29 protein-coding genes are annotated in these 23,353 nt (G+C 70.5%); 21 read left to right on the top strand and 8 right to left on the bottom strand.

Going from position 1 to position 23,353, the window contains the following annotated elements; all coding sequences use genetic code 11:
• Window positions 1-5: 5 nt before the first annotated feature.
• The gene (locus A5673_RS27805) at window positions 6-266 is read right to left on the bottom strand and encodes a hypothetical protein (RefSeq protein WP_068240200.1); all 261 of its coding nucleotides are present in this window, start codon (window positions 264-266) and stop codon (window positions 6-8) included.
• Between the two features lie 172 nt (window positions 267-438).
• Between A5673_RS27805 and A5673_RS27810 the strand changes: the two genes are divergently transcribed.
• A complete protein-coding gene (locus tag A5673_RS27810; protein WP_068240202.1) occupies window positions 439-1,425 on the top strand; it encodes a GNAT family N-acetyltransferase in 987 nt (328 codons plus the stop codon).
• Window positions 1,426-1,473: 48 nt separating this feature from the next.
• On the opposite strand, the gene A5673_RS27815 is transcribed toward A5673_RS27810, so the two are convergent.
• Complete coding sequence (locus A5673_RS27815) at window positions 1,474-1,740, bottom strand: hypothetical protein (protein WP_068240204.1); 267 nt, start codon at window positions 1,738-1,740, stop codon at window positions 1,474-1,476.
• A gap of 171 nt (window positions 1,741-1,911) precedes the next feature.
• Between A5673_RS27815 and A5673_RS27820 the strand changes: the two genes are divergently transcribed.
• A complete protein-coding gene (locus tag A5673_RS27820) occupies window positions 1,912-3,162 on the top strand; it encodes a S9 family peptidase (protein WP_068240207.1) in 1,251 nt (416 codons plus the stop codon).
• A 10-nt stretch (window positions 3,163-3,172) separates the two neighbouring features.
• Window positions 3,173-4,582, top strand: a complete 1,410-nt coding sequence (locus A5673_RS27825) for a wax ester/triacylglycerol synthase family O-acyltransferase (protein ID WP_068240209.1) — start codon at window positions 3,173-3,175, stop codon at window positions 4,580-4,582.
• On the opposite strand, the gene A5673_RS27830 is transcribed toward A5673_RS27825, so the two are convergent.
• Complete coding sequence (locus A5673_RS27830) at window positions 4,579-4,809, bottom strand: hypothetical protein (RefSeq protein ID WP_068240311.1); 231 nt, start codon at window positions 4,807-4,809, stop codon at window positions 4,579-4,581. The two genes, A5673_RS27825 and A5673_RS27830, sit on opposite strands and share 4 nt — an antisense overlap.
• A 187-nt stretch (window positions 4,810-4,996) precedes the next feature.
• On the opposite strand from A5673_RS27830, the gene A5673_RS27835 reads away from it, so the two are divergent.
• From A5673_RS27835 to A5673_RS27850, 4 genes are read left to right on the top strand one after another with little or no spacing between them, the layout of a single operon-like run.
• A complete protein-coding gene (locus A5673_RS27835) occupies window positions 4,997-5,614 on the top strand; it encodes a hypothetical protein (RefSeq protein ID WP_068240211.1) in 618 nt (205 codons plus the stop codon).
• 38 nt (window positions 5,615-5,652) lie between these two features.
• Complete coding sequence (locus tag A5673_RS27840) at window positions 5,653-6,798, top strand: site-2 protease family protein (protein WP_068240213.1); 1,146 nt, start codon at window positions 5,653-5,655, stop codon at window positions 6,796-6,798.
• On the top strand, window positions 6,798-7,589 hold the full coding sequence (locus tag A5673_RS27845) for a universal stress protein (protein ID WP_068240216.1): 792 nt from the start codon (window positions 6,798-6,800) through the stop codon (window positions 7,587-7,589). The genes A5673_RS27840 and A5673_RS27845 overlap by 1 nt, the downstream gene beginning before the upstream one ends.
• A 60-nt stretch (window positions 7,590-7,649) precedes the next feature.
• Window positions 7,650-8,399 carry a GAF and ANTAR domain-containing protein gene (locus tag A5673_RS27850; RefSeq protein WP_082959002.1) on the top strand — a complete coding sequence of 250 codons (750 nt, stop codon included), beginning with the start codon at window positions 7,650-7,652 and terminating at the stop codon, window positions 8,397-8,399.
• Here A5673_RS27850 and A5673_RS27855 read toward each other — a convergent pair.
• From A5673_RS27855 to A5673_RS27865, 3 genes are all read right to left on the bottom strand, one after another.
• Window positions 8,396-9,277 carry a universal stress protein gene (locus A5673_RS27855; RefSeq protein WP_068240218.1) on the bottom strand — a complete coding sequence of 294 codons (882 nt, stop codon included), beginning with the start codon at window positions 9,275-9,277 and terminating at the stop codon, window positions 8,396-8,398. The two genes, A5673_RS27850 and A5673_RS27855, sit on opposite strands and share 4 nt — an antisense overlap.
• Before the next feature lie 78 nt (window positions 9,278-9,355).
• Window positions 9,356-10,225 carry a class I SAM-dependent methyltransferase gene (locus A5673_RS27860; RefSeq protein ID WP_068240220.1) on the bottom strand — a complete coding sequence of 290 codons (870 nt, stop codon included), beginning with the start codon at window positions 10,223-10,225 and terminating at the stop codon, window positions 9,356-9,358.
• Window positions 10,225-10,842 carry a DUF2249 domain-containing protein gene (locus A5673_RS27865; protein WP_068240222.1) on the bottom strand — a complete coding sequence of 206 codons (618 nt, stop codon included), beginning with the start codon at window positions 10,840-10,842 and terminating at the stop codon, window positions 10,225-10,227. The genes A5673_RS27860 and A5673_RS27865 overlap by 1 nt, the downstream gene beginning before the upstream one ends.
• A 54-nt stretch (window positions 10,843-10,896) precedes the next feature.
• On the opposite strand from A5673_RS27865, the gene fdxA reads away from it, so the two are divergent.
• The 5 genes from fdxA to A5673_RS27890 are packed head-to-tail and all read left to right on the top strand — an operon-like array spanning window position 10,897 to window position 13,687.
• Window positions 10,897-11,253: a ferredoxin gene (fdxA, locus tag A5673_RS27870; protein ID WP_068240225.1), complete on the top strand. Its 357-nt coding sequence runs from the start codon at window positions 10,897-10,899 to the stop codon at window positions 11,251-11,253.
• Complete coding sequence (locus tag A5673_RS27875) at window positions 11,250-11,927, top strand: helix-turn-helix transcriptional regulator (RefSeq protein ID WP_369806534.1); 678 nt, start codon at window positions 11,250-11,252, stop codon at window positions 11,925-11,927. Before fdxA ends, A5673_RS27875 begins: the two co-directional genes overlap by 4 nt.
• Window positions 11,924-12,358, top strand: a complete 435-nt coding sequence (locus A5673_RS27880; RefSeq protein WP_068240227.1) for a hypothetical protein — start codon at window positions 11,924-11,926, stop codon at window positions 12,356-12,358. Before A5673_RS27875 ends, A5673_RS27880 begins: the two co-directional genes overlap by 4 nt.
• Window positions 12,359-12,389: 31 nt before the next feature.
• Window positions 12,390-12,737, top strand: a complete 348-nt coding sequence (locus tag A5673_RS27885) for a cupin domain-containing protein (RefSeq protein WP_068240229.1) — start codon at window positions 12,390-12,392, stop codon at window positions 12,735-12,737.
• 5 nt (window positions 12,738-12,742) lie between these two features.
• On the top strand, window positions 12,743-13,687 hold the full coding sequence (locus A5673_RS27890) for a nitronate monooxygenase family protein (protein WP_068240231.1): 945 nt from the start codon (window positions 12,743-12,745) through the stop codon (window positions 13,685-13,687).
• On the opposite strand, the gene A5673_RS27895 is transcribed toward A5673_RS27890, so the two are convergent.
• The gene (locus A5673_RS27895; RefSeq protein WP_068240233.1) at window positions 13,629-14,366 is read right to left on the bottom strand and encodes a metalloregulator ArsR/SmtB family transcription factor; all 738 of its coding nucleotides are present in this window, start codon (window positions 14,364-14,366) and stop codon (window positions 13,629-13,631) included. The two genes, A5673_RS27890 and A5673_RS27895, sit on opposite strands and share 59 nt — an antisense overlap.
• 91 nt (window positions 14,367-14,457) lie before the next feature.
• Here A5673_RS27895 and A5673_RS27900 point away from each other — a divergent pair, with 91 nt between their 5' ends.
• Entirely contained in the window at window positions 14,458-14,910 is a 453-nt protein-coding gene (locus tag A5673_RS27900; RefSeq protein WP_068240234.1) for a DoxX family membrane protein, read from the top strand.
• On the opposite strand, the gene A5673_RS27905 is transcribed toward A5673_RS27900, so the two are convergent.
• Window positions 14,892-15,392, bottom strand: coding sequence for a DUF1990 family protein (locus tag A5673_RS27905; protein WP_068240317.1), 501 nt, complete (start codon window positions 15,390-15,392; stop codon window positions 14,892-14,894). The two genes, A5673_RS27900 and A5673_RS27905, sit on opposite strands and share 19 nt — an antisense overlap.
• A 23-nt stretch (window positions 15,393-15,415) precedes the next feature.
• Here A5673_RS27905 and A5673_RS27910 point away from each other — a divergent pair, with 23 nt between their 5' ends.
• The 8 genes from A5673_RS27910 to A5673_RS27945 all read left to right on the top strand — a co-directional run bounded on the left by A5673_RS27910 (window position 15,416) and on the right by A5673_RS27945 (window position 23,342).
• Window positions 15,416-16,291 carry an aldo/keto reductase gene (locus A5673_RS27910; RefSeq protein WP_082959003.1) on the top strand — a complete coding sequence of 292 codons (876 nt, stop codon included), beginning with the start codon at window positions 15,416-15,418 and terminating at the stop codon, window positions 16,289-16,291.
• A 24-nt stretch (window positions 16,292-16,315) separates the two neighbouring features.
• Window positions 16,316-16,939: a PaaI family thioesterase gene (locus A5673_RS27915; RefSeq protein WP_369806535.1), complete on the top strand. Its 624-nt coding sequence runs from the start codon at window positions 16,316-16,318 to the stop codon at window positions 16,937-16,939.
• A gap of 67 nt (window positions 16,940-17,006) precedes the next feature.
• On the top strand, window positions 17,007-19,061 hold the full coding sequence (gene thrS / locus A5673_RS27920; protein ID WP_068240239.1) for a threonine--tRNA ligase: 2,055 nt from the start codon (window positions 17,007-17,009) through the stop codon (window positions 19,059-19,061).
• Window positions 19,054-19,614, top strand: a complete 561-nt coding sequence (locus tag A5673_RS27925; RefSeq protein WP_068240241.1) for an HIT domain-containing protein — start codon at window positions 19,054-19,056, stop codon at window positions 19,612-19,614. Before thrS ends, A5673_RS27925 begins: the two co-directional genes overlap by 8 nt.
• On the top strand, window positions 19,611-20,243 hold the full coding sequence (gene pgsA / locus A5673_RS27930; RefSeq protein ID WP_068240243.1) for a phosphatidylinositol phosphate synthase: 633 nt from the start codon (window positions 19,611-19,613) through the stop codon (window positions 20,241-20,243). Before A5673_RS27925 ends, pgsA begins: the two co-directional genes overlap by 4 nt.
• Window positions 20,240-21,166 carry a phosphatidylinositol mannoside acyltransferase gene (locus A5673_RS27935; RefSeq protein ID WP_068240245.1) on the top strand — a complete coding sequence of 309 codons (927 nt, stop codon included), beginning with the start codon at window positions 20,240-20,242 and terminating at the stop codon, window positions 21,164-21,166. The genes pgsA and A5673_RS27935 overlap by 4 nt, the downstream gene beginning before the upstream one ends.
• Window positions 21,166-22,302, top strand: a complete 1,137-nt coding sequence (locus tag A5673_RS27940; protein ID WP_068240247.1) for a glycosyltransferase family 4 protein — start codon at window positions 21,166-21,168, stop codon at window positions 22,300-22,302. The genes A5673_RS27935 and A5673_RS27940 overlap by 1 nt, the downstream gene beginning before the upstream one ends.
• On the top strand, window positions 22,302-23,342 hold the full coding sequence (locus A5673_RS27945; RefSeq protein ID WP_068240249.1) for an NUDIX hydrolase: 1,041 nt from the start codon (window positions 22,302-22,304) through the stop codon (window positions 23,340-23,342). Before A5673_RS27940 ends, A5673_RS27945 begins: the two co-directional genes overlap by 1 nt.
• The last annotated feature ends 11 nt before the right edge of the window (window positions 23,343-23,353 follow it).

Consider the following 23,353-nt stretch of genomic DNA (forward strand, 5'->3'; position numbering starts at 1 on the left):
ATTCCTCAGCGGGCGACCGCGACCCGAACGGACAGCCGCTCACCGATGGCGTACGCCCTGCCCCAATCGGCGCCGCGGACGGCGCGCTCGAAGTCGTCGACCAAGGGGCTCTCGGCGCCCAGCTCGGCCAGCCACGCGGAGACGGTGGTCGTGATCTCATGGGCCGGCACCCGGGCCGTGTGCCCGTCGTGCAGGCAATCGGTCAACTGATAGACCGTGGCCGCCTTGCGTTGTGGCCAATGAGGCCGCCATGTCGCTGGGTACATTTTCGTCTCCCGGTTTAGCCGTATCGATCCATCCGACCACCGCCGCAGGACGCGCCATAGAGACCAAGATCACGTCTGCCGACTCCCCGAAGTCCCGGCGCGACAGGGTCCTAAGTCACACCGCCCGCCCGCGTATTGCCCCGGCAATGGGGGCTCGGGTCGCGTACCGTACATCGGGGTGACGACGGATCTCGCGGAGTTGTCGGCGCTCGACGTGTTCGCTGGCATCCCGGCGCAGGACCTCACGGCCCTGGCCGCCCGGTTGCAGCCGCTGCACGCCTCGGCCGGCGAGGTCCTGATGCGCCAGGGAGAACAGGCGTCTTCCTTCTCGATCATCACGTCGGGCCGCGTGGAGATCCGGCACGCCGGCCCGGACGGCCAGGTCATGGTCACCGAACTGTCGCCGGGGACCATCGTCGGCGAAATCGCCTTGCTGCGAAGCAAACCCAGAACGGCGACGGTGATCGCGACGGATGACGTGCGCGGCTACGTCGGATACGACAGCGCCTTCGAGCGCATGCTGGCCATCCCCGTCGTCGCCGAACGGATGGTTCGCACCGCGCGGCAGCGGTTGGCCGCCTACATCGACCCGATCCCGGTATCGGCGAAAGACGGCACCGAGTTCTTGCTGCGCCCCGTCCTGCCCGGTGACGCCGAGCGCTTCAAGAGCGAAGGTTCGTTCTCGCGCGAGACGCTGTACCGGCGCTACCAGGGTGGCGTTCCCACCGCGGCGCGCCTGGCCTATCTGTTCGAGGTCGACTATGTCGACCATTTCGTCTGGGTCGTGGCGGCCCGCCCGGACGGACCGGTCGTCGCCGACGCCCGCTTCATCCGCGACGAGGACGACCCGGGCTCGGCGGAGGTCGCGCTCACCGTCGCGGACGCCTACCAGAACCGCGGGATCGGCACGCTGCTGCTCGGCGCGCTGGCGATCGCCGCGCGCATCGACGGCATCGAGCGCTTTCACGCGCGGGTGCTCGCCGACAACCCGCCCGCCCGGGTGCTGGGAGACAAGGTCAACGCGCGCTGGGAGCCGGAGGAACCCGGCGTGATCAGCACGTCCGGGGAGATCCCGGACGCGGCCGAGTTACCCCTCGACCACGACACCCGCCTGAAGATCCAGCGGGTGGCCCGCCAGGTGATCCACGCATTCGACTGACACCTGGGACGGAGTTGGAAAACCGGGCAGCGACCTGCGCCGCACGCCTCATTCGCCGTGCTTGCTGACCGCCTGACCGGCGCTGTGCACCACGCTGCGGAAGAAGTCGATGCGGGCGGCGCTCAGCTCCTCGGCCAGGTCCAGGGCGGCATCGACGACGGTCTTGCGGCGCGACTGCTCAGGGAGCACGGGACTGATCTGGTCGACGAACTTGCGCACGGCCTCGATGGCCTGCTTGCGACCGCTGTCGACGGACTCGAGCACGTCGTCGGAAAGCTCTGCCCAGCGCGGCTCGGATTTTTCCGGTGCTGTCATGGTGGACTCCTCGTCTCCGGCTCTTTCGGCACTGCGCCGACGACCCCGACGTTACGACTCCGGCGCGACCGACACGAGTGACTAAAGTCCCTGCGTATCCGATCTTTTCGCGAAGGCGCCCGGGCCGTAGGTCCCTAACGCGCCGGATCGGCGGGATGTTAGCGTGCCGCAATGGCCACACCCGACAGCCACGACCGGGAGGGACCGGGCGCTCACCGCTGGAGCGCGCCGGCCGTCGACGGTCTGGGCAAGGCCGTCCAGCCGTTCACCGGTACCGGCCAATACGTCGCAGAGTCGTGGCGCGACTATCTCGGCAAGGCGCCCGGCGAACTTCCGATCGCGCGACCCACCCTGGCGCTGGCCGCACAGGCTTTTCGCGACGAGATCGTCCTGATGGGCCTGAAGGCGCGCCGCCCCGTCAGCCGGCCCGACGTGTTCGAGCACATCACCCGCGAGGTGCTCGCGGCGCTGGAGTTCTACGGCGAGCGGGGATGGCTCGAGCATCCGAAGCGATTCTTCGGCGCCCCGCCGCCGCTTTCCGACGTCACGGTGCGAAAAGTCAAGGGGCGCACCCGCTCCCTGTATCGCATCTCGTTCGACAGCGGGTACCTGCCGCGGCCGGGCGAACCGGGGGCCCAGCGGTGGATGAGCTACACCGCGAACAACCGCGAATACGCCCTGGTGCTCCGCCACCCGGAACCGCGGCCATGGCTGGTGTGCGTGCACGGCACGGAAATGGGCCGGGCCGCGCTGGATCTCGCCCTGTTCCGCTCCTGGAAGCTGCACGACGAACTGGGGCTCAACGTCGTGATGCCGGTGCTGCCGATGCACGGGCCGCGGGCCCGCGGCCTGCCCAAAACCGCGGTGTTTCCCGGCGAGGACATCCTCGACGACGTGCACGCGACCGGTCAGGCGGTGTGGGACATCCGGCGGCTGCTGTCCTGGATCCGGTTGCAGGAGCCCCAATCGCCGATCGGGTTGAACAGCCTTTCGCTCGGCGGGTACATCGCGGCGCTGGTCGCCAGCCTCGACAAGGGCCTCACCTGCGCGATTCTCGGGGTTCCGGTGGCCGACCTGGTGCAGTTGCTGGGACGCCACTCCGGTCTCGGCGCCGACGATCCCCGCCGGCGCACCATGGAACTGGCCGAGCCCATCGGCCGGATGACGTCGCCGCTGTCGCTGATCCCGCTGGTGCCGATGCGGGGCCGCTTCATCTATGCCGGCGTGGCCGACCGGGTCGTGCATCCGCGCGAGCAGGTGGTCCGCCTCTGGGAACACTGGGGCAAGCCCGAGATCGTCTGGTATCCCGGCGGGCACACCGGCTTCTTCCGGTCGCGGCCGGTGCAGAACTTCGTGTGGGACGCGGTGCGCCAGTCCGGTCTGCTCGACGAGCCGTCGACGCGGCGCGACCGCCCCGCCTAGGCACGACGAAATGGATCCGCTGGACCCACTGGACGTGGCGATGATGGCGGCGGAGCTGGTCGCCAGCCCGATGCACGTCGGGGCCGTGCTGATCCTGTCACCGCCGCGGGACGCCGGCCCCGACTACATCGACACCCTGCACCGCCAGACCCTCGCCGGCAACGATCCGGTCGAACCGAGGCTGAGCAGGCATCCGCACCGCGGCGTGGACACCGGCGGCGTGTGGGTCTGGCGGCACACGGATGCCCTTGACGTGAGCCAACATTGCCAACGCCGGACCGCGTCCGGGGGGCGCAAGGGATTTTGGCGGCTCGTCGGCGAACTCGATGCCGAACGGCTCGACCGGTCCCGGCCGATGTGGATGTCGTACCTGATCGACGGCCTCCCGCGCGGCCGGTTCGCGTTCTACATCAAGGTGCACCACACCGTCATCGACGGTGTGGCCGGTTTCCAGATGATCGCCGACGCCCTGAGCGCCGATCCGCAGCGCCGGTCGATGCCGCCCTTCTACGCCGACCGCCGCCACGCATCGTCGTCGCAGGCGGCGGCGGGCGGGCTGGCGTCCCGCCTGACCGCGCCGGTGCGGTCGCTGCTCGGCGCGGCGACGTCAAGCGTCGGGCTCATCGGGCGGGCCGTCGCGGGCGAGATATCGAACGTGTTCGACACGCTGGTCGGGCACACCACCGTGTTGCCCTTCGAGGCCCCCTATACGCGGTTCAACGGCCGCCTGGGACCGGCGCGCGCCGTCGCGGCCGGGAGCTGGGGGAAGGACCGCATCCAGGCGGTGCAACGAGCTGCGGGTGTCACCGGCAACGACGTCGTGACCGCGATGGTGGCCGGCGCGGTCCGTCAATGGTTGCTTGCGCATGGGGAGCTGCCCAAACAGTCGCTGGTGGGAATCTGCCCGATCACGGTGCGCGCTCGCGAGTACGACGCGGCAAACGACAACCACGGCAACATGTTCGGGCTTTGGCTGTGTCCGCTGGGGACCGATGTGGATGACCCGGCCGCACGGCTGGATCTGATCCACCGGTCCATGTCGGAGGGCAAGCGCTGGGTCGCCAAGCGCGGATCGGCGGCGTCGCTGCTGACCACCGCGCCGAGCATCGCGGCGACGGTGGTCGTCCCGCTGCTGTCGTTCGCGCCGAAGGTACGGACCGGATACAACCTGCCCATCTCGCACGTGCCCGGCCCCGGCGCCGAAATGTATTGGAATGGAGCCCATGTCGACGAGATGTATCCGGTGTCGACGGTGTTCGACGGCATGGCCTTCAACGTGACGACGTGTTCCTACGCCGACCGGATCGGGTTCGGCTACGTCGCTGGCGCCGAGCTGATGCCCGACATCGACACCCTGATCCCGCTCACCGAGCAGTCCCTGACGGAATTGGAATCCGCCGTGGGCGTACGCGGGTCCTAGGAGCTGGCCGCGCCGCTCACCTGCACCATGACGCGATCCAGCACGATCATGGCCAGGTCGCCGTCGTCGGCCACCCGGGCAAGGCCCCGCCGCCGCAGGAAGGTGTCCAGGCGCCGGTCGGGCGACCAGTCGGCATAAATGGGGCCGAGGTAGCGCGAGACCAGGAATTCGCGCGCGAGAGCGTCTACATCAGTATCGGTCAGTAACAACGGTGGGTTAAGACCCATAACCGTCATGCTCCTTTGTTCGCCTCGCAACCGCCGCAGCCAAGTTACGTCAGACGAAGTCATTATTCCGTCACGCGCAGATTGCGGATAGGGCCCAAAGTCCTCCGCGGCGCGCGGGGCACATTGGCGTCGGCGCAAGGACCATTGACCCTGTCGAACGGGACGGCGGCGCGCCCAGACTGGCGTCATGGCCAACGCGATGAGACGGATCACCGAGACGGCGGCGCTGATCGGGCTGCTTTACGCCGCGCGGCGCTACTACCGCAATTGGGGGGCGACCAAGGCGGAATGCCGGATGGTGCTGCCCGGCGACGGTTCGGTGGCCGATCCGGCCATTCAGACCACCGAGGCGGTGTACATCGACGCGCCCGTCTCCGCCGTCTGGTCCGGTCTGCTGCAAGCGGGCAAACAGCGCCGCGACGCCGATGCACACGCGGAACCGCGACAACTCGCGGTCGGCGACGTTGTGCGCGTCGCCCCCGAGGGCTGGCCGGGCCTGCCCGGCGGGGTGACGTTGACCGTCGTCGAGCTCGTCGCCGAAAAGTACGTCGTGCTGGGCGCCGTGCGGCCGGACCGGCGCTGGAATGCGGTGTGGTCCTTCCACATTCAGCCGCACTGGGAGGACCGGGTGCGGCTCCTCACCCGGGCCAGGATCGCCCTGCGCCACCCCGGTGAGGTGTTCGCCATGGAGCTGCTCAGGCCGGTGATTGCGCTGGGAACGCGAGCCTTGCTGCTGGGCATCAAGCACCGGGTCGAGCGGTCCGCGCTGACGACGCCGACACCGTCGGCCGTCGAACTCGGCTGAACCGAACCCTTTTCGTCGACGACTCGGGAGGTCACGAAGTGCGCGATGCGATCCCGCTGGGACGGGTCGCCGGTTTTCCGGTCAAGGTGCACTGGAGCGTGCTGGTCATCCTGTGGCTGTTCACCTGGAGCCTGGCCAGCACGCTGCCGGGCACCGTCAAAGGGTATTCGACCGTGGCCTATTGGCTGGCCGGGGTCTGTGGCGCAACGGTCCTGCTGGCGTCGCTGATGGCCCACGAGCTCGCGCACGCGGTCGTCGCCCGTCGCGCCGGGGTAGCCGTGGACAGCGTGACGCTCTGGTTGTTCGGCGGGGTGACCAGTCTCGGCGGCGAGGCGAAGACACCGAAAGCGGCGTTTCGGATTGCCATCGCGGGGCCCGCCACCAGCCTGGCGCTGGCGGCGACGTTCGGCGGGCTGGTCGCGGCGCTGCAAAGCGTGGGGGCGTCTCCCGTCGTCATCGGGGTCGCCTCGTGGCTGGCCGCCATCAATCTGCTGCTCGGGCTGTTCAACCTGTTGCCCGGCGCCCCGCTGGACGGCGGCCGCGTCTTGCGGGCGTACCTGTGGCGCCGCCACGGCGACAGCGTGCGCGCCGGCATCGGCGCGGCGCATGCCGGCCGGATTGTCGCCTTCGTCCTGATCGCCTTGGGGTTGGCCGAATTCGTCGCGGGCGGGCTCGTCGGCGGCGTCTGGCTGGCGTTCATCGGCTGGTTCATCTTCGCCGCCAGTCGCGAGGAAGAGACCCGGATCACCACCCAACAGCTTTTTGCCGGGGTGCGCGTCTCCGACGCGATGACCGCCCGGCCCCACTCCGCTCCCGGATGGATCACCGTCGACGACTTCGTCCAGCGTTATGTGCTGGGGGACCGCCACTCGGCGTACCCGGTGGCCGACCCGAACGGATCGATCGTGGGGCTGGTCACGCTGGGTCAGCTGCGCGACGTCGCACCGGCCCGGCGCGGCACCACCCGAGTGGTCGACATCGCCCTGCCGCTGGACGCGGTGCCGACCGCGGCGCCGCAGGAGCCGCTGACGGCACTGCTCGAACGGATGGCACCGGTCGGGCCCCGCAGCAGGGCCCTGGTGGTCGACGGCGGCGACGTGGTCGGCATCATCACGCCCAGCGACCTCACCCGGCTGATGGACGTCTACCGGCTGGCCCACCCGCGACAGACGTTGGCAGGCTGATGAAACCGATCCTCGTGGGCATCGACGGCTCGGTGGCGGCGATCGCGGCCGCGCTGTGGGGCGCCGACGAGGCCATCAGCCGCAGCGTGCCGTTGCGACTCGTCGCGATCATGAAGCCGACACACCCCTCCACCGACGACTACGCCCGCGACCTCGCGCACGCCGAGAAGTCGTTGCGCGAGGCGCGATCCGCTGTCGCGGCCCGCCGCGACACCGTCGCGCTCGAGACCGACATACTGCGCGGTCCGGCCGGGCCGCTGCTGGTGGAGGCGTCCTCCGATGCGGAAATGATCTGCGTGGGGTCCGTCGGGATCGGGCGCTACGCCCGCGCGATCCTGGGCTCGACGGCAACCGAACTCGCCGAGAAGGCGCATTGCCCGGTGGCGGTGCTGCGCACCGACGTCGAGCAGGCGCCGCCCGACATCAACTGGATCGTGGTCCGGATGACCGGCGCACCCGGCAACGACGTCGTCGTCAAACACGCTGTGGCGGAAGCAAAGTTGCGCCGGGCGCCGATGCTCGTGCTCGGCGGCCCGCCGGAGGAGCTCGGTGACCACGCCGACGGCGAATTCGAACGGCGGGTAGGGGATTGGCGGCGGCGCCACCCCGAGGTGCGCGTCTACCCGATCACCACCAAGGACGCCATCGCCGGTTTCCTGGCGGCCAACGACGAGCGAGTCCAGCTCGCGGTGATCGGCGGCGACGAGGCCAATCAGCTGGCGCGGCTCGTCGGGCCGTCCGGGCATCCGCTTTTCCGTCATCCCGAATGCTCGGTGCTCGTCGTCCGCTAGACGCCCGGGAAGTGACGTTTGGCACTTACGCCTAACCCGCCGCGGGGCAATGATCACCGGGTGATCGGCGCTCGCACGTCCCGGATCTGGACATCGATCGCGGTGCTCGCGCAGCGCGAAGGGTCCTCGATATCGCCGCGGCATGCGTGCATGGCGTGCGTGGAGGCGGTCGGCGTCACCGGCGCCGGCCTCGTTTTGGCGAGCGGCACGGTGTCGCTGGACCCGGTCTACGTCACGGATTCGCGTGCCGGTGAGCTCGCAAAACTGCAAGCGACGGTGGGCGAGGGCCCGGGAATCGACGCGCTCGAGTCGGGCAGGCCGATTCTCGTCGGAGACCTGGCGGCGCCGATGAGCAACTTTCGCTGGCCGATGTTCGCGGCCGACGTGGGCCGGCTCGGGGTATGCGCCATGTACAGCCTTCCGCTGGCGCTGGGCGCCCTGCGGGTCGGGGTGCTCAACCTCTATCGCGACACCCCGGGTCACCTCGACCAGGAACGGCTGATGGACGCCTTGATCTACGCCGACACCGCGCTACTACTGGTGCTCGACGCCGAATGCGGCATTGTCACGCCGGCCGACGATGACAACCCCAACGGCGCCGACCCGGTCCTGTGGCACGCGGAGGTTCACCAGGCGGCCGGCTTGGTCTCGACGCAACTCGGTGTGCCGGCGCTGGGCGCGCTGGTCCGGCTGCGCGCGTACGCCTACGGCCACAGCATGCGGTTGACCGATGTCGCGCACGCCGTGGTCGAACGCCGGCTGCGGTTGCACCCGGACGCCGGCCGGGTGGCCGGCGCGGGCGAAAGCTAGACGAGCGTCTCGCGCGCCACGATGACCGGCACGGGCGCCATCTGGGCGACGGTTTCGCCGACCGACCCCACCAGCATGCCGGCGAACCCGCCGCGGCCCCTGCTGCCGACCACCACCAGCTGAGCCTCGCCGGACGCCTCGACGAGCCGGCGCGCGGGCTGAGCCTGCACGACGGCGCGCGTCACCTGCACGTCGGGATACTGCTCCTGCCAGCCCGCCAACCGCTCGGCCAGCACCTCTTCGGCCATGGATTGTGTTGCGGGCCAATCGATGCCCGGCCACTCCGACGCGTCGAGGTCGCTCCACGCGTGCAGCGCCACCAGGCCGACGCGGCGCCTCGAGGCCTCGTCGAAGGCGATCGCGGTGCCGACCTCGGACGCCGGGGAGCCGTCGATGCCGACCAACACCGGCGACTGACTGGCCGCGAAGATGGACGGGTCCTCCTCATGGAGGATCGCGACCGGGCAATGCGCGTGTCGCAGCAGGGCCGAACTGACCGAGCCGAGCAACCGCCCGGGCCAGCGGCCGCTGCCCTGCGCCCCCAGCACCACCATCTCCGCCTCTTTGGACAAATCGATCAGCGTGGGAGCGGCGCCCGACGCCAGGATTTCGGTGTGGACCGCGGCGGGACCGCCGGGCGCGGTCGCTTCCTCGACGACCTTGAGCGCGCCGTCGATGAGTCGGCGGCCGTGATCCTGCTGCCAGCGCAGCACGCCGGCCGGAAGTGGCGTCCGCAGCCACGTCGAAACCTCAGGCGATATGGCGTAAACGAGCGTCAGCGGGATGTTTCGCAGCTCGGCCTCGCGCGCCGCCCACTGCACCGCAACCCGCGCGGCCGGTGAGTCGTCGATGCCCACGACGATTCCCATAGCTCCCATGGCGTGTCCTCAATCTGTCGCAAATCCGTTGGCCGTTGCCTTTCATGCGCAACGGTATTGAGGGGGACGAGTTCGGCGTCAGAGGCGTTTGTCACCAGCCGGACGGGCACAAGACCCCGCTGGAGTCGCGGGCTTGCGGGCGATGATCGCGACGGCGGCCAGATGTTTGCGATGCCTGTGAAACGTGCGGCGCATCAACAGCACTCGCTTACGGGCGTCGGGGGCGGCGAGCACGTTGCGGACGAACCGCAGCGCCCCGGCAAGGCCTTCGTCGGCGATCACCCGGCGCGGTTGCAACAGAGCCATCGGCGCCGTCGCGACGTCGTCGACGGCCAGGCCGTGCTCGGCCAGCAGGCCCAACCATTCCGCGATGGTCAGCGGGCGCGCGTTCACCCTGATCGCGCGGGCCAGCGACTGCCGGATGTCGGTGCTCACGTCTTCTGAGACGGTGTCGGGGGTGAGGGCGAGCTCGTGGATCGCGTAGCGGCCGCCCGGCCGCAGCACCCGCGCCGCCTCGGCGACTATCGCGTGCTTGGCCGCGTCGCCCTGCATGGTCAGCATCGCCTCTCCGACGACGACATCGCTGCTGGCATCCGGCAACCCGGTGGCGGCGGCGTCTGCGACCCGGACGGCCCCGTGGTTGACGCCGAGTTCGGTGAGCACGGCGCGCACCATGTTGGCCGCGTCGGGGTCGCCTTCGGCGCCGATGTAGGACCGCGGGCCGCGGGCCACGATCTCGGCGGCCGTGCGGCCCAGGCCCGGGGCCAGCTCGACGACGTCGGAGCCGGCCACCCCGGCGCGGGCCAGTAGGGTGCGCGTGAGCTCCACGCCGCCGGGGCGAAGCACGCGCTTACCCAGCCGCGCCAGCAACCAGTGTCCGGCGACGGTGTCGTCGGCCCGGTCGGACGCCGGCAGGGGCTTCTTCGTGCGCTCTGATTGGCCGGCCATCAGACCGCTTGCCGCGCAGACGATTTAGCCGCCGCCGGTTCCAGCACGAGCGCCTGGCGCCGCCGGTGCACGGTGAGGTAGCGCAGCCCGTCGGGTCCGGCGGTGAACTGCCGTCGGGAACGGCGCGGCAACCAGAGCAGCGCGCCGGGGAAGAGCTCGACGGTGCCCGCCTCGGTGGTCAGGCTCCCGGCGCCGAACAGCACGTGGATCAGGACGTCCAGGTCCGGCCCGGTGTGGGCGTCGATGCCGCCCCCGGCCGGGAGCGCGATGACGTTCGAGTCCAGGTCGCGGTCCCTGGCCTCGAGCCGCCACACCGCGCCGGTCGCGTCGGGCTCGGCGTCGGTGCGGAAGCCGTTGGTGTCGGCCAGGATTCGGGGCAGCGGGGTGGCGGTGAGCCTGGTGATCCTGATGCGCCATACCTGGGGCCCTTTGTCGAGGTAGTCCCAGCCGTAGCCGCCGGGGTGGTCGGCGTCGAACTCTCCTCGCAGGTGCTTGGGGTCGTGGTTGTTGACCAGGACGAAGGACTCGCCGACCGCCAGCGCGCCGAAAGTCGCGAAGATCGTCGGGTGCTTGTCCGGCTTGGGCAGCTCGCGCACGTCAAGTTCGTTGTCGGGCACTGGTTCTCCGTAGGCTCTTGGTTTTTACAAGTTGTTTTGTGTAAACTGTAGCGCATGACATACGTGATCGGGAAGCCGTGCATCGACGTGATGGACCGGGCCTGTGTCGAGGAGTGCCCGGTGGACTGCATCTACGAGGGCGGCCGCGCGCTCTACATCCACCCCGACGAATGCGTGGACTGCGGCGCGTGCGAGCCGGTGTGCCCGGTGGAGGCGATCTACTACGAGGACGACCTCCCCGAGGCGCTGACGCCGTACCTGGCCGATAATGAGGCGTTCTTCACCGAAGTGCTGCCCGGCCGGGACGAGCCGCTGGGGTCGCCGGGCGGGGCGGCCAAGATCGGCGCCCTGGGCGTCGACACACCGCTGGTCGCCGCCCAGCCCCGGGCCGACGAGACCGAAGGAGCGTGAGCGGGATTACGTCAGCCGGAGAACCCCCGGGTCACCGCCGCCGCGAGGTGCTGCGGTTACTGCGATCGTCGCCGGGCCCGATGAGCATCCTCGCGATCGCCGAGCAACTCGGCGTGCATCCCAACACCGTGCGTTTCCACCTCGACAGCCTGGTCGCCGACGGGCGGGTGGAGCAGGTCGAGCACGGCCGCAAGGGGCCCGGGCGGCCGCCGCTGATGTTCGCCGCGGTCCGGCAGATGGACCGCGGCGGCACGCGCCACTACCGGCTCCTTGCCCAGATTTTGACCGAGGCGCTGGCCACCGACCGCGACCCGCGCGGCAAGGCGATGGCCGCCGGCCGGGCGTGGGGACGCAACCTGGAATCGGCCCCGGCGCCAGCGGCGAAGGCCACCAGCGGCGAGGAAGCCATCGATCACCTGGTCGGGCTGCTCGACGAGTTGGGATTCGCCCCGGAGCGCCGGACCTCGGACGGCCGGCAACTGGTCGGGCTGCGGCACTGCCCGTTCTTGGAACTGGCAGAGGTCCGCGGCGCGGTGGTGTGCCCCATCCACCTCGGGCTGATGCAGGGCGCGCTGGAGACGATGGCTGCGCCGGTTTCCGTCGATCGGCTCGACGCGTTCGTCGAACCCGACCTGTGTCTGGCGCACCTCAAGCCGGTCGGGGCGGGCGGGTGAGTACGGGATCGGCGATCGCCGTCGCGGTCACCTTCGTCTGGCTCGGCATGGTGCTGGCCATCTCGTTCCTGGAGGCCCCACTGAAGTTCCGCGCGCCCAACGTGACGCTGCAGATCGGACTGGGCATCGGGCGCTTGGTCTTCCGCGCGCTCAACACCGTCGAGGTGGCCTTCGCGCTCGTCGTCGTGGCGATCGTGGCGTCGGGTTCTGGGGGCCCGGTGCCGACGCGCATCGCCGTGGCGTTTGCCGTCGCCGTCGCCGCGTTGGCCATCCAGTTGGTCGCGGTCCGCCCGCGGTTGACCCGCCGGTCCGACCAGGTGCTCGCCGGGTCGGAGGGCCCGCGCTCCCACGCCCACTACGTCTACGTCGGCTTCGAGGCGGTCAAAGTCGTGGCCCTCCTCGTGGCGGGGATACTGCTACTGACCGCCTGATTGCGGGCTTTCACGACTGAAGGGGCCGATTATGGAATCCATCTCGTTGACCGCGCTCGCCGCCGAAAAGCTGGCGGAGGCGGGGAAGTCGCACAGCGGCCGCGCCGCGCACACCATTCACGGCGGCCACACCCACGAGCTGCGGCAGACGGTGCTGGCCCTGCTCGCCGACCATGACCTGTCCGAGCACGACAGCCCCGGCGAGGCGACGCTGCAGGTGTTGCAGGGCCACGTGCGCCTGACCACCAACGGCGACGCCTGGGAGGGCAAGGCGGGCGACTACGTCGCGATCCCGGCGGAGCGGCACGCCCTGCACGCGGTCGAGGACTCGGTGGTGATGCTGACCGTGCTGAAGAGCCAGCCCGGGGCGGCCCACTAGCGCCGATGCTGTCCACGCCCTGGTCGGACAGCTTCGGGCTGCGAGTGCCGATCGTCAATGCCCCGATGGGCGGGGTCGCCGGCGGCCGGCTGGCCGCCGCGGTCACCGCCGCCGGCGGGCTGGGCATGGTCGGGATGGGCAGCGACGGCAGCCGGGAGTTGTTGCGCGCCCAGCTGTCACACGTGCGCGGCAGGTTCGGGATCGGCCTGGTGGACTGGGTGATGCGCAACGAGGAGGGCCTGCTCGACGACGCGGTGGCCGCCGGGCCCGCCCTGCTGTCGGTCAGTTTCGGCACCGACTGGGCGTGGGTCGCGAAGGCGCATGACGCCGGAATCCCCGCCGTCACACAGGTTTACGACGCCGTCGGCGCCCGTCGCGCCGCCGACGCGGGCGTCGACGTACTGGTCGCCCGGGGCGCCGAGGGCGGCGGGCACGGCGAGGTGCGGCTCGGCACGCTGCCGCTGCTGGACGCCGTGTTGGACGCGGTCTCCGTGCCGGTGCTCGCGGGCGGCGGCATCGCCTCGCCGCGCAGCCTGGCCGCCGTGCTGGCCGCCGGCGCGAGCGGGGCGTGGGTCGGCACCCGCCTGGCCGCCTGCCCCGAAGCGCTCACCGGCGCCGGCAGCCGCCGCGCGCTGATCGCCGCGCAGGCCACCGACACGGCCGTCACCCGCGCCTTCGACGTCGCCAAGGGGCTGCCCTGGCCGGCGCGGTTCCCGTCGCGGGTGCTGGCCAACGACTTCGTCGCGCGCTGGACGGGCCGCGAGGACGCGCTCGATCCGCCGGCGTGCGACGAACTGTCCGCGGCGATCGCCGCCGACGATCGCTCCGTCGCCCCGGTCGACGCGGGCGAGGGCGTCGGGATGATCCGCGACGACGCGTCCGTGGCGGAGGTCATCGAGCAGATGTGCACGGGCGCGGAGCGGCTGCTGGCCGGCTGGGCGCGGCCTTGAGGACCACGCAGCACCGATCCGCGCCGGGGCAGAGCCGGGCGTCGGGGCCGTGTGGCGCCAGGGCGTCGGCCACGCCGGAGATCAGCGCGTGGTTCATGTTGCAGGCCAGCTCCGTCTGCTCGCGGGCCAGCGCGTGGAACGGGCAATTGGCGAGCTCGACCTCCCCGTCGGCGAAGCGGGGCTCGTAGCCGTAGCGGCTCAGCAGCGTGACCGCGCGCCGCAGCGCGGCCCCGGCGTCATTGGGTGGGCGTTTCGTCTCGCCGATGGTCTGCCCGAAGTCGCGGGCGACCTGGTTCAGCACCTCGGTGACGGGCTCGCCGGTGTCGGCCGACCGGGCGATGGCCGTGGCCATCAGCCGTCCGGCCAGCTCGTACTCGCGTTGCGGCAGGCTGACCGCGATGTCCCGGCGCGACCGGCGATAGAGCTTGGATGTCCGACCGGCACCCGGGCCGGACCGACCCGTCAGGCGCGCGTAGTCGCTCTCCAGCAGACCCTCTTCCGTTAGCCGATCCAAGTGGAATTTGGCCTGGTGGTGGGGGATCCCGACCGCGTCGGCCGCCTGGTCGCGGCTGACCGGCCCCGGTTGGGCGCAGACGAATTGGTAGAGCCGGCGGCGCACCGGATCGGCGAGCGCGCCGATGCCGGCCGCGTCGCGTTCCCACGAGTGCTGATCGTCCATCCGACCGTCATTTCTAACAGACAAAATGCTTGACGCTACAGTCTACCCGATCTAACGTTCAAATTATTATCCGTTAGATATGGAGGCAGCCATGAGCACCACCCACGACACCGCCACCCCCGCCCTCGCCGACCAACTCAGGGACCCGGCCTACTCGGCGTACCTCGCACTTCGCACGGTCTTCACGATCGCGCCCATCGTGATGGGACTGGACAAGTTCTTCAACGTGCTGACGCACCCGCACCACTGGAGCATGTATCTGGCCGGCTGGATCAACGATCTGGTGCCCGGCACCGCCGACCAGCTCATGTACCTGGTGGGCGTGATCGAGATCGTCGCGGGCGTGCTGGTGGCGGTGGCGCCGCGGCTCGGCGCGTGGGTGGTGGCGGCCTGGCTGGTCGGCATCATCGTCGACCTCGTCACGGTGCCCGGCTTCTACGACATCGCGCTGCGTGACTTCGGCCTGCTCGTCGGCGCCATCGCGCTGGCCCGCCTGGCGCAGGGCGTGCATAACGGCACCGTCGGCTACACGGCCCGCAGGTAGCGCCGTGCGATGACGCGCTGGGCCGCCCTGACCAGCGGCCCACCGGCCTTGCTCCACCAGGCCGAGGGCCTGGAGAACGCCGACACCTCCGCGTACACCGCGGAGGTGTTCGGGTCGCGGCGCACGACGAAGCGCTCCTCGCCGGATTCCGGGTGCCCGGGCAGCGTGCCGTAGGCGAAGCCGCGCATGTCCGGCTCGTCGATGACGTACACGACGCGGCAGGGCGCGGGCACAAAACCCATCCGCACCACCAGCACGGCGTCCACGACGGCGACCTCGGAGCTGGCCTGCACGCGCAGCCCGGACCCGCGCTGCATGCCCCAGCGCATCACCGCGTCCGCCGCCCGCTCGAAACGCTCTGGGCCCGTACCGATTTGGCGCTCCACATGCTGATGGTCGTATCCGGCGGGCAGCTCGCCATTCGCGGTCGCGCCCACCTCCCGGTAGGTCAGGGGAAGCTCTTCGAGTGCTGCTAGGTCCACGTGTTCAGCGTACGGTCGCAGAGGTGACCACTCAGACTGTTGCTCAAGCATCCGGAACGTTCACCCTCGGCGGCGACCTGACCGTCCACCGACTCGGCTTCGGCGCTATGCGCATCACCGGCAAGGGCGTATGGGGGCCGCCCGCCGACCGCGCCGAATGCGTGCGGGTCCTGCGGCGCGCCGTCGACCTCGGTGTCAACTTCATCGACACCGCCGATTCCTACGGCCCCTACGTCTCGGAGGAGATCATCCACGAGGCGCTGCACCCCTACGACGGCCTGGTGATCGCGACCAAGGCGGGGCTGCTGCGCACCGGCCCGGACGTCTGGGTCCCGTTGGGCAATCCCAGTTACCTGCGCCAGGAATGCGAGATGAGCCTGCGCCGCCTCGGCGTCGACACGATCGACCTGTTCCAGCTGCACCGCATCGACCGCAACTTCCCGCTGGCCGACCAGGTGGGGGAGCTGCTCACGCTGAAGAACGAGGGCAAGATCCGCCACATCGGGCTGTCCGAGATCGACGTCGACCAGCTCACCGCGGCCCAGCAGGTCACCGAGATCGTGTCGGTGCAGAACATGTACAACCTGGCGTCGCGGTCGGCCGAGTCGCTGCTGGACGCGACGACCAGCCAGGGCATCGGCTTCATTCCGTGGTTCCCGCTGGCGGCCGGCCCGCTGGCCGCTCCGGACGGCCCGCTGCAACGCATCGCCGCCGACCACGACGCGACGCCGTCGCAGCTCGCGCTGGCCTGGCTGCTGAAGCGCTCGCCGGTGATGCTGCCGATCCCGGGCACGTCCAGTGTCGCGCACCTGGAGGAGAACGTCGCAGCGGCCGAGATCACGCTGAGCGACGAGGAGTTCGAGGCGCTGTCGACCGCCGGGGGTCAGCAGACGGTCTAGCCGCGGGGGCAATACGGTGTCCTGGTGGCCGGCGACCATCACAGACACCCCGGCGGCGGATTCAACCCACCGGATCCGACGACCAAGGGCGGCCCCGACTACGGCCGGTTCATCGACGCCGTGCGCAAGCTGCAGGACCACGCCCGGGCCGTCGACGCTCCCGACGAGGTGATCACCGAGGCCGCGGACCAGCTGGAGAAGCTGTCGGCGTTGCTGGCGCCCTTCGACACCGACGAATGGGAGTCGCCGTCCGGGCGCCGGATGGATGTGCCGATGCGCGGCAACATCCTGAGCATCCCGATGAAGGCGAGCAAGGGTGAGGACGGCCGCATCCACGGCTGGGCCCGCTTTCGCCGCTATCACCTGGGCCGCAACGGCGCGGTGCACGGCGGGGCCCTCGGCATGCTGTTCGATTCCGTGCTCGGGCTGACGTCCTCGGTGATCACCGGAGGGCCCCGCCAGCGCACCGCCTACCTCAAGATCGACTACCGCCACATCGTGCCGATCGAGAAGGAACTGCAGTTCGACGCGGGAATCGACCGGGTGGACGGGCGCAAGATCTTCGTGTCGGGCCGGCTGCGTGACGGCGACACGCTGCTGACCGAGGCCGACGCGCTGTTCGTGCGGCTCAAGCCTGGCCAGCCCTGAGGGCGGCCCGCCCCGATAGCATTGCAACGATCAATCCCCGCCCCGAAACGTCTGGAGACCAAACCCGATGAGCGCCGCCGTGCAGCCCGATCCCGCAGCCCCGATCCGGGTGCCCGCCGGGACCACGGCGGCCGCCGCGGTCGGCGAGGCCGGGCTGCCGCGGCGGGGCGCGCCCGACGCGATCGTGGTGGTGCGCGACGCCGAGGGCAAGCTGCGCGACCTGAGTTGGGTGCCCGACGCCGACGCGGAGGTGGTCCCGGTGGCGGCCAACACCGACGAGGGCCGCAGCGTCATCCGGCACTCGGCCGCGCACGTGCTGGCCCAGGCCGTCCAGGACCTCTTCCCGCAGGCCAAATTGGGCATCGGTCCGCCCATCACCGACGGCTTCTATTACGACTTCGACGTGGCCGAGCCGTTCACGCCGGAGGATTTGGACAAGCTGGAAAAGCGGATGCGCCAGATCGTCAAGGACGGCCAGCTGTTCGACCGGCGCGTCTACGAGTCCAAGGACGCCGCGCGCGCCGAGCTGGCCGGCGAGCCCTACAAGCTCGAGCTCGTCGACGACAAGTCGGGTGACCCGGATGTGATGGAGGTCGGCGGCGACGAGCTCACCGCCTACGACAACCTCAACCCCCGCACCCGCGAACGGGTTTGGGGCGATTTGTGCCGGGGCCCGCACATCCCGACCACCAAGCACATCCCGGCGTTCAAGCTGACCCGCAGCTCCGCCGCCTACTGGCGGGGCGACCAGAACAACGCCAGCCTGCAGCGCATCTACGGCACCGCGTGGGAGTCGCAGGAGGCCCTCGACCGCCACCTCGAGCTGATCGAGGAGGCCCAGCGCCGCGACCACCGCAAGCTGGGCGCCGAGCTGGACCTGTTCAGCTTCCCCGACGAAATCGGTTCGGGCCTGGCGGTTTTCCACCCCAAGGGCGGCATCGTGCGCCGCGAGCTGGAGGAGTATTCCCGGCGCAAGCACATCGAGGCCGGCTACGAGTTCGTCAACACCCCGCACATCACCAAGGCGCAGCTGTTCCACACGTCGGGCCACCTGGACTGGTACGCCGACGGCATGTTCCCGCCGATGCACCTCGACGCCGAGTACAACGACGACGGAACGGTGCGCAAGCCGGGCCAGGACTACTACCTCAAGCCGATGAACTGCCCGATGCACACGCTGATCTTCGCCTCGCGCGGGCGGTCGTATCGCGAGCTTCCGTTGCGGCTCTTCGAGTTTGGCACCGTGTACCGCTACGAGAAGTCCGGCGTGGTGCACGGGCTGACCCGGGCCCGCGGGTTCACCATGGACGACTCGCACATCTTCTGCACCCGCGAACAGCTGCACGACGAGCTGGCGTCGCTGCTGCGGTTCGTGCTCGAGTTGCTCAGCGACTACGGGCTGGAGGACTTCTACCTGGAGCTGTCCACCAAGGACCCGGAGAAGTTCGTCGGCTCCGACCAGATGTGGGAGCAGGCCACCAACTCCCTGGCCGAGGTGGCGGCGGAGTCCGGCCTGGAGCTGGTTCCCGATCCCGGCGGGGCGGCCTTCTACGGCCCGAAGATCTCGGTGCAGGCCCGTGACGCGCTGGGCCGCAGCTGGCAGATGTCGACCATCCAGGTGGACTTCAACTTCCCGGAGCGTTTCGAGCTGGAGTACACCGCGCCCGACGGGACGCGTCAGCGCCCCGTGATGATCCACCGCGCACTTTTCGGGTCGATCGAGCGGTTCTTCGGCATCCTCACCGAGCACTACGCGGGCGCGTTCCCGGCGTGGCTGGCGCCGGTCCAGGTGGTCGGGATCCCGGTCGCCGACGACCACGTGGAATACCTGGAAAACGTTGCCGCGCAGCTGAAGTCGCGCGGGGTGCGGGTCGAGGTGGACGCCAGCGACGACCGGATGGCCAAGAAGATCGTCCACCACACCAACCAGCGCGTGCCGTTCATGTTGCTGGCCGGTGACCGCGATGTCGAGGCCGATGCCGTCAGCTTCCGCTTCGGTGACCGCTCCCAGATCAACGGCGTGCCCGTCGGCGCGGCGATCGACGCCATCGTCAAATGGATCGCCGACCGCGAAAACGCCGCTCCCAGCGCCGAATCGCTGAAAGTGGTCGGCGGTGACTGACGAGCAGCGCGACGACACGATCCTCGACCGGGGCGTCGGCGAGCAGGACCACCTGCAGCGGTTGTGGACGCCGTACCGGATGAACTACCTGGCCGAAGCGCCGATGAAGCGGGATAACGGCAAACCCGACCAGCCGTTCAGCGAGATCCCGCAGCTGTCCGACGAGGACGGCCTGGTGGTGGCCCGCGGCGAACTCGTCTACGCCGTGCTCAACCTGTACCCGTACAACCCCGGGCACCTCATGGTGGTGCCGTACCGGCGGGTCTCCGAGCTCGAGGATCTGACGGACGCGGAGAGCGCGGAGCTGATGTCCTTCATGCAGAAGGCGATTCGCGTCATCAAGAACGTGTCGCGGCCGCACGGCTTCAACGTCGGCCTGAACCTGGGCACGTCGGCGGGCGGCTCGCTGGCCGAGCACCTGCACGTGCACGTGGTGCCGCGCTGGGGCGGTGACGCCAACTTCATCACGATCATCGGCGGGTCGAAGGTGATCCCGCAGTTGCTGCGCGAAACCCGCCAGCTGCTGGCCACGGAGTGGGCGCGGCAAAAATGAGTAAGGTGCCGTTCCTGTCGCGGGCGGCGTTCGCCCGGCTCACCACCCCGACCGCGCGGGCCTGCCTGCGGGTGGGGCTGACGCCGGACGCCGTCACGATCCTGGGCACCGTCGTCGCGGTGGCGGGGGCGCTGACGCTGTTCCCGATGGGCAAGCTGTTCGCCGGCACGCTGGTGGTCTGGTTCTTCGTGCTCTTCGACATGCTCGACGGCGCGATGGCCCGGGAGCGCGGCGGCGGCACCCGCTTCGGCGCGGTGCTGGACGCCACCTGCGACCGGGTCAGCGACGGCGCCGTGTTCTGCGGCCTGCTGTGGTGGGCCGCCTTCGGCCTGCACGACAAACTGCTGGTGGTGGCGACGCTGATCTGCCTGGTCACCTCGCAGGTGATCTCCTACATCAAGGCCCGGGCCGAGGCCAGCGGGCTGCGCGGCGACGGCGGCATCATCGAACGGCCTGAACGGCTCATCATCGTGCTCGTCGGCGCCGGCGTGTCCGATTTTCCGTTCGTGGCGTGGCCGCCCGCGCTGCCGGTGGCGATGTGGGTGCTGGCGGCGGCCAGCCTGGTCACCTGCGCGCAGCGGTTGCACACGGTGCGGACGTCTCCCGGCGCGACGGAGCCGATGCCGTGATCGGGGACCTGGCCCGCTTCACCCGCGGCACGGCGACCGGCTGGGCGTACGCGACCGGCTGGATGGCCGTGCGGGCGATGCCGGAGTTCGCCGCTCGCAGCGCCTTTGACGTCGGGGCGCGTTACGCCGCCCGCAACGGCGGCCCGGGGCAGTTGCGCAAGAACCTGGCCCGCGTCATCGGGGTGCCGCCCGAGGAGGTGCCGGACGACCTGATGCGCGCCTCGCTGGCGTCCTACGCCCGCTACTGGCGGGAGGCCTTCCGGCTGCCCACGATGAACCACGAACGGTTGGCCCGGCGGCTCCACGAATCGTTCCGAGGTTTCGAGAATCTGGACGCCGAGCTGGCCGCCGGCCGCGGGGCCGTGGTGGCCCTGCCGCACAGCGGCAACTGGGATATGGCCGGGGTGTGGGCGGTGCACAGGTACGGCACGTTCACCACCGTCGCGGAGCGCCTCCAACCCGAGTCGCTGTACCGGCGTTTCATCGACTACCGCGAGGGTCTCGGCTTCGAAGTGCTGCCGCTGTCCGGCGGCGACCGACCCGCCTTCGAGGTGCTCTGCGAGCGGCTCCGAGACGGCGGGCTGGTGTGCCTGATGGCCGACCGCGACCTCACCCGCAGCGGCGTCGAGGTGGAGTTCTTCGGCGAGGCGACCCGGATGCCGGCCGGACCGGCGAAGCTGGCGATCGCGACCGGGGCGGCCCTGCTCTCGGACCATTCCTGGTTCGAGGCCGATGGGGGGTGGGGCTTCTCGGTGCAGCCGGCGCTGGATTGCAGCAGCGGTGACGTCCGCGCCATCACCCAGGCGCTGGCCGACCAGTTCGCCGCGGGCATCGCCGCCCACCCCGAGGACTGGCACATGATGCAGCCGCAATGGCTGGCCGACCTGTCGGACGCGAAGCAGGCGCGGCTGAGGGCGACCTGATGCGCATCGGGATGGTCTGTCCGTACTCGTTCGACGTGCCGGGCGGGGTGCAGTCCCACGTCCTGCAGCTGGCCGAGGTGATGCGCGCCCGCGGGCACGACGTGAGCGTGCTCGCGCCGGTTTCGCCGCACACCTCGCTGCCCGACTACGTCGTCTCCGCGGGCAAGGCCGTCCCGATCCCCTACAACGGGTCCGTGGCCCGACTTCGGTTCGGCCCGGCCACCCACCGCAAGGTCAAAAAGTGGCTCGCCGACGGCGATTTCGACGTCCTGCACCTGCACGAGCCCAACGCGCCGAGCCTGTCGATGCTGGCCCTGAACATCGCCGAGGGCCCGATCGTGGCGACGTTCCACACGTCGACCACGAAATCGCTGACCCTGACCGTCTTCCAGGGCATCCTGCGGCCGATGCACGAGAAGATCGTCGGCCGCATCGCGGTGTCCGACCTGGCGCGGCGCTGGCAGATGGAGGCGCTCGGCGTCGACGCCGTGGAGATCCCCAACGGGGTCGACGTCGAGTCCTTCGCCTCGGCCCCGCGGCTGGACGGCTATCCGCGGCCGGGCAAGACGGTGGTGTTCCTGGGGCGATACGGCGAGCCCCGCAAGGGCATGGCGGTGCTGCTCGACGCGCTGCCACGCGTGGTGGAGCGCTTCCCGGATGTCGAACTGCTGATCGTCGGTCGCGGCGACGCGGACGAATTACGCGCCCAGGCGGGCGACTTCGCGGACCACCTGCGCTTCCTCGGCCAGGTGGACGACGCCGGTAAGGCCTCGGCGTTGCGCAGCGCCGACGCCTACTGCGCGCCCAACACCGGCGGGGAGAGCTTCGGGATCGTCCTGGTCGAGGCGATGGCCGCCGGCACCCCCGTCGTCGCCAGCGACCTGGACGCCTTCCGGCGAGTGTTGCGCGACGGCGAATGCGGGCGGCTGGTGCCGGTCGACGCCCCGGATTTGCAGGCCGCCGCGCTGGCCGACGCGCTGAACGAGGTGCTGGCCGACGAGGCGCTGCGCGAGCGCTACACGGCGGCCGCGTCGACGGCGGTGCACCGCTACGACTGGTCGGTGGTGGCCAGCCAGATCATGCGCGTGTACGAGACGGTCGCCGGTTCGGGCGCCAAGGTGCAGGTGGCCAGCTGATGACGTGGGCGGTCCTGTTCATGACGGCGATCGGCGTCGCGCTCGTCGTGCTGGGCGTGTGGGCGTACCGGACCGCGAACCGGCTGGACCGGCTCAACGTCCGCTACGACCTGTCGTGGCAGGCGCTCGACGGTGCGCTGGCCCGCCGCGCGGTGGTGGCGCGGGCCGTCGCGATCGACGCCTACGGCGGCACGCCCGAAGGCCGTCGACTGGCGGCGCTGGCCGACGCCGCGGAGGGCGCCGCCCGGCCCGCCCGCGAGCGCGCGGAGAACGAGCTGTCGGGGGCGCTGGCCGCGGTGGATCCGGCGGCGGTGCCGGCGGGCCTGATCGCCGAGCTGGCCGACGCCGAGGCGCGCGTGGTGCTGGCCCGCCGCTTTCACAACGACGCCGTTCGGGACACGCTGGCGCTGGCCGAACGACCCCTGGTGCGCGCCTTCCGGCTCGGCGGAACCGCCGCGCTGCCAAGCTATTTCGAGATCCTCGAGCGCCCACACGCGCTGGCGCACGGGGGCGCTCCCGGCGTGCCCAGCCACCGCACCTCGGCGCGGGTGGTGCTGCTCGACGAGACCGGCGCGGTGCTGCTGCTGTGCGGGTCCGACCCGGCGAACCCGGCGTTTGGTGACGGGGCCGCGCCCCGGTGGTGGTTCACGGTGGGCGGCGAGGTGGGCGACGGCGAGCGGCGCGCGGAGGCCGCCGCGCGGGAACTGGCCGAGGAGACGGGCCTGCGGGTCTCGCCGGCCGACATGATCGGGCCGATCTGGCGGCGCGACGAGGTCTTCGAGTTCAACGGCTCGCTGATCGACAGCGAGGAGTTCTACCTGGTCCACCGCACCGGCCGGTTCGAGCCATCGCTGGTGGGACGGACCGAGCTGGAACGCAGCTACATCCACGGCGCCCGGTGGTGTGACGCGAATGACATCGCCGCGCTGACCGCGGCGGGCGAGCAGGTCTACCCGCTGCAACTGGGCGAATTGCTGCCCGCGGCCAACCGCCTGGCGGACGGCGCCCGCAACCCCGGCCTGCTCGAGTCGATCCGCTGATCACGAGAAAA

The sequence above is a fragment of the Mycobacterium sp. E3198 genome (assembly GCF_001667015.1).
GTDB lineage: Bacteria > Actinomycetota > Actinomycetes > Mycobacteriales > Mycobacteriaceae > Mycobacterium.

What these genes read in the sequence shown, in the direction of transcription:
- A5673_RS27805 (WP_068240200.1), bottom strand. Translation starts at nt 266, where the DNA reads ATGTACCCAGCGACATGGCGGCCTCATTGGCCACAACGCAAGGCGGCC.
- A5673_RS27815 (WP_068240204.1), bottom strand. Translation starts at nt 1,740, where the DNA reads ATGACAGCACCGGAAAAATCCGAGCCGCGCTGGGCAGAGCTTTCCGAC.
- A5673_RS27820 (WP_068240207.1), top strand. Translation starts at nt 1,912, where the DNA reads ATGGCCACACCCGACAGCCACGACCGGGAGGGACCGGGCGCTCACCGC.
- A5673_RS27825 (WP_068240209.1), top strand. Translation starts at nt 3,173, where the DNA reads ATGGATCCGCTGGACCCACTGGACGTGGCGATGATGGCGGCGGAGCTG.
- A5673_RS27830 (WP_068240311.1), bottom strand. Translation starts at nt 4,809, where the DNA reads ATGGGTCTTAACCCACCGTTGTTACTGACCGATACTGATGTAGACGCT.
- A5673_RS27835 (WP_068240211.1), top strand. Translation starts at nt 4,997, where the DNA reads ATGGCCAACGCGATGAGACGGATCACCGAGACGGCGGCGCTGATCGGG.
- A5673_RS27845 (WP_068240216.1), top strand. Translation starts at nt 6,798, where the DNA reads ATGAAACCGATCCTCGTGGGCATCGACGGCTCGGTGGCGGCGATCGCG.
- A5673_RS27855 (WP_068240218.1), bottom strand. Translation starts at nt 9,277, where the DNA reads ATGGGAGCTATGGGAATCGTCGTGGGCATCGACGACTCACCGGCCGCG.
- A5673_RS27860 (WP_068240220.1), bottom strand. Translation starts at nt 10,225, where the DNA reads ATGGCCGGCCAATCAGAGCGCACGAAGAAGCCCCTGCCGGCGTCCGAC.
- fdxA (WP_068240225.1), top strand. Translation starts at nt 10,897, where the DNA reads ATGACATACGTGATCGGGAAGCCGTGCATCGACGTGATGGACCGGGCC.
- A5673_RS27885 (WP_068240229.1), top strand. Translation starts at nt 12,390, where the DNA reads ATGGAATCCATCTCGTTGACCGCGCTCGCCGCCGAAAAGCTGGCGGAG.
- A5673_RS27890 (WP_068240231.1), top strand. Translation starts at nt 12,743, where the DNA reads ATGCTGTCCACGCCCTGGTCGGACAGCTTCGGGCTGCGAGTGCCGATC.
- A5673_RS27895 (WP_068240233.1), bottom strand. Translation starts at nt 14,366, where the DNA reads ATGGACGATCAGCACTCGTGGGAACGCGACGCGGCCGGCATCGGCGCG.
- A5673_RS27900 (WP_068240234.1), top strand. Translation starts at nt 14,458, where the DNA reads ATGAGCACCACCCACGACACCGCCACCCCCGCCCTCGCCGACCAACTC.
- thrS (WP_068240239.1), top strand. Translation starts at nt 17,007, where the DNA reads ATGAGCGCCGCCGTGCAGCCCGATCCCGCAGCCCCGATCCGGGTGCCC.
- pgsA (WP_068240243.1), top strand. Translation starts at nt 19,611, where the DNA reads ATGAGTAAGGTGCCGTTCCTGTCGCGGGCGGCGTTCGCCCGGCTCACC.
- A5673_RS27940 (WP_068240247.1), top strand. Translation starts at nt 21,166, where the DNA reads ATGCGCATCGGGATGGTCTGTCCGTACTCGTTCGACGTGCCGGGCGGG.
- A5673_RS27945 (WP_068240249.1), top strand. Translation starts at nt 22,302, where the DNA reads ATGACGTGGGCGGTCCTGTTCATGACGGCGATCGGCGTCGCGCTCGTC.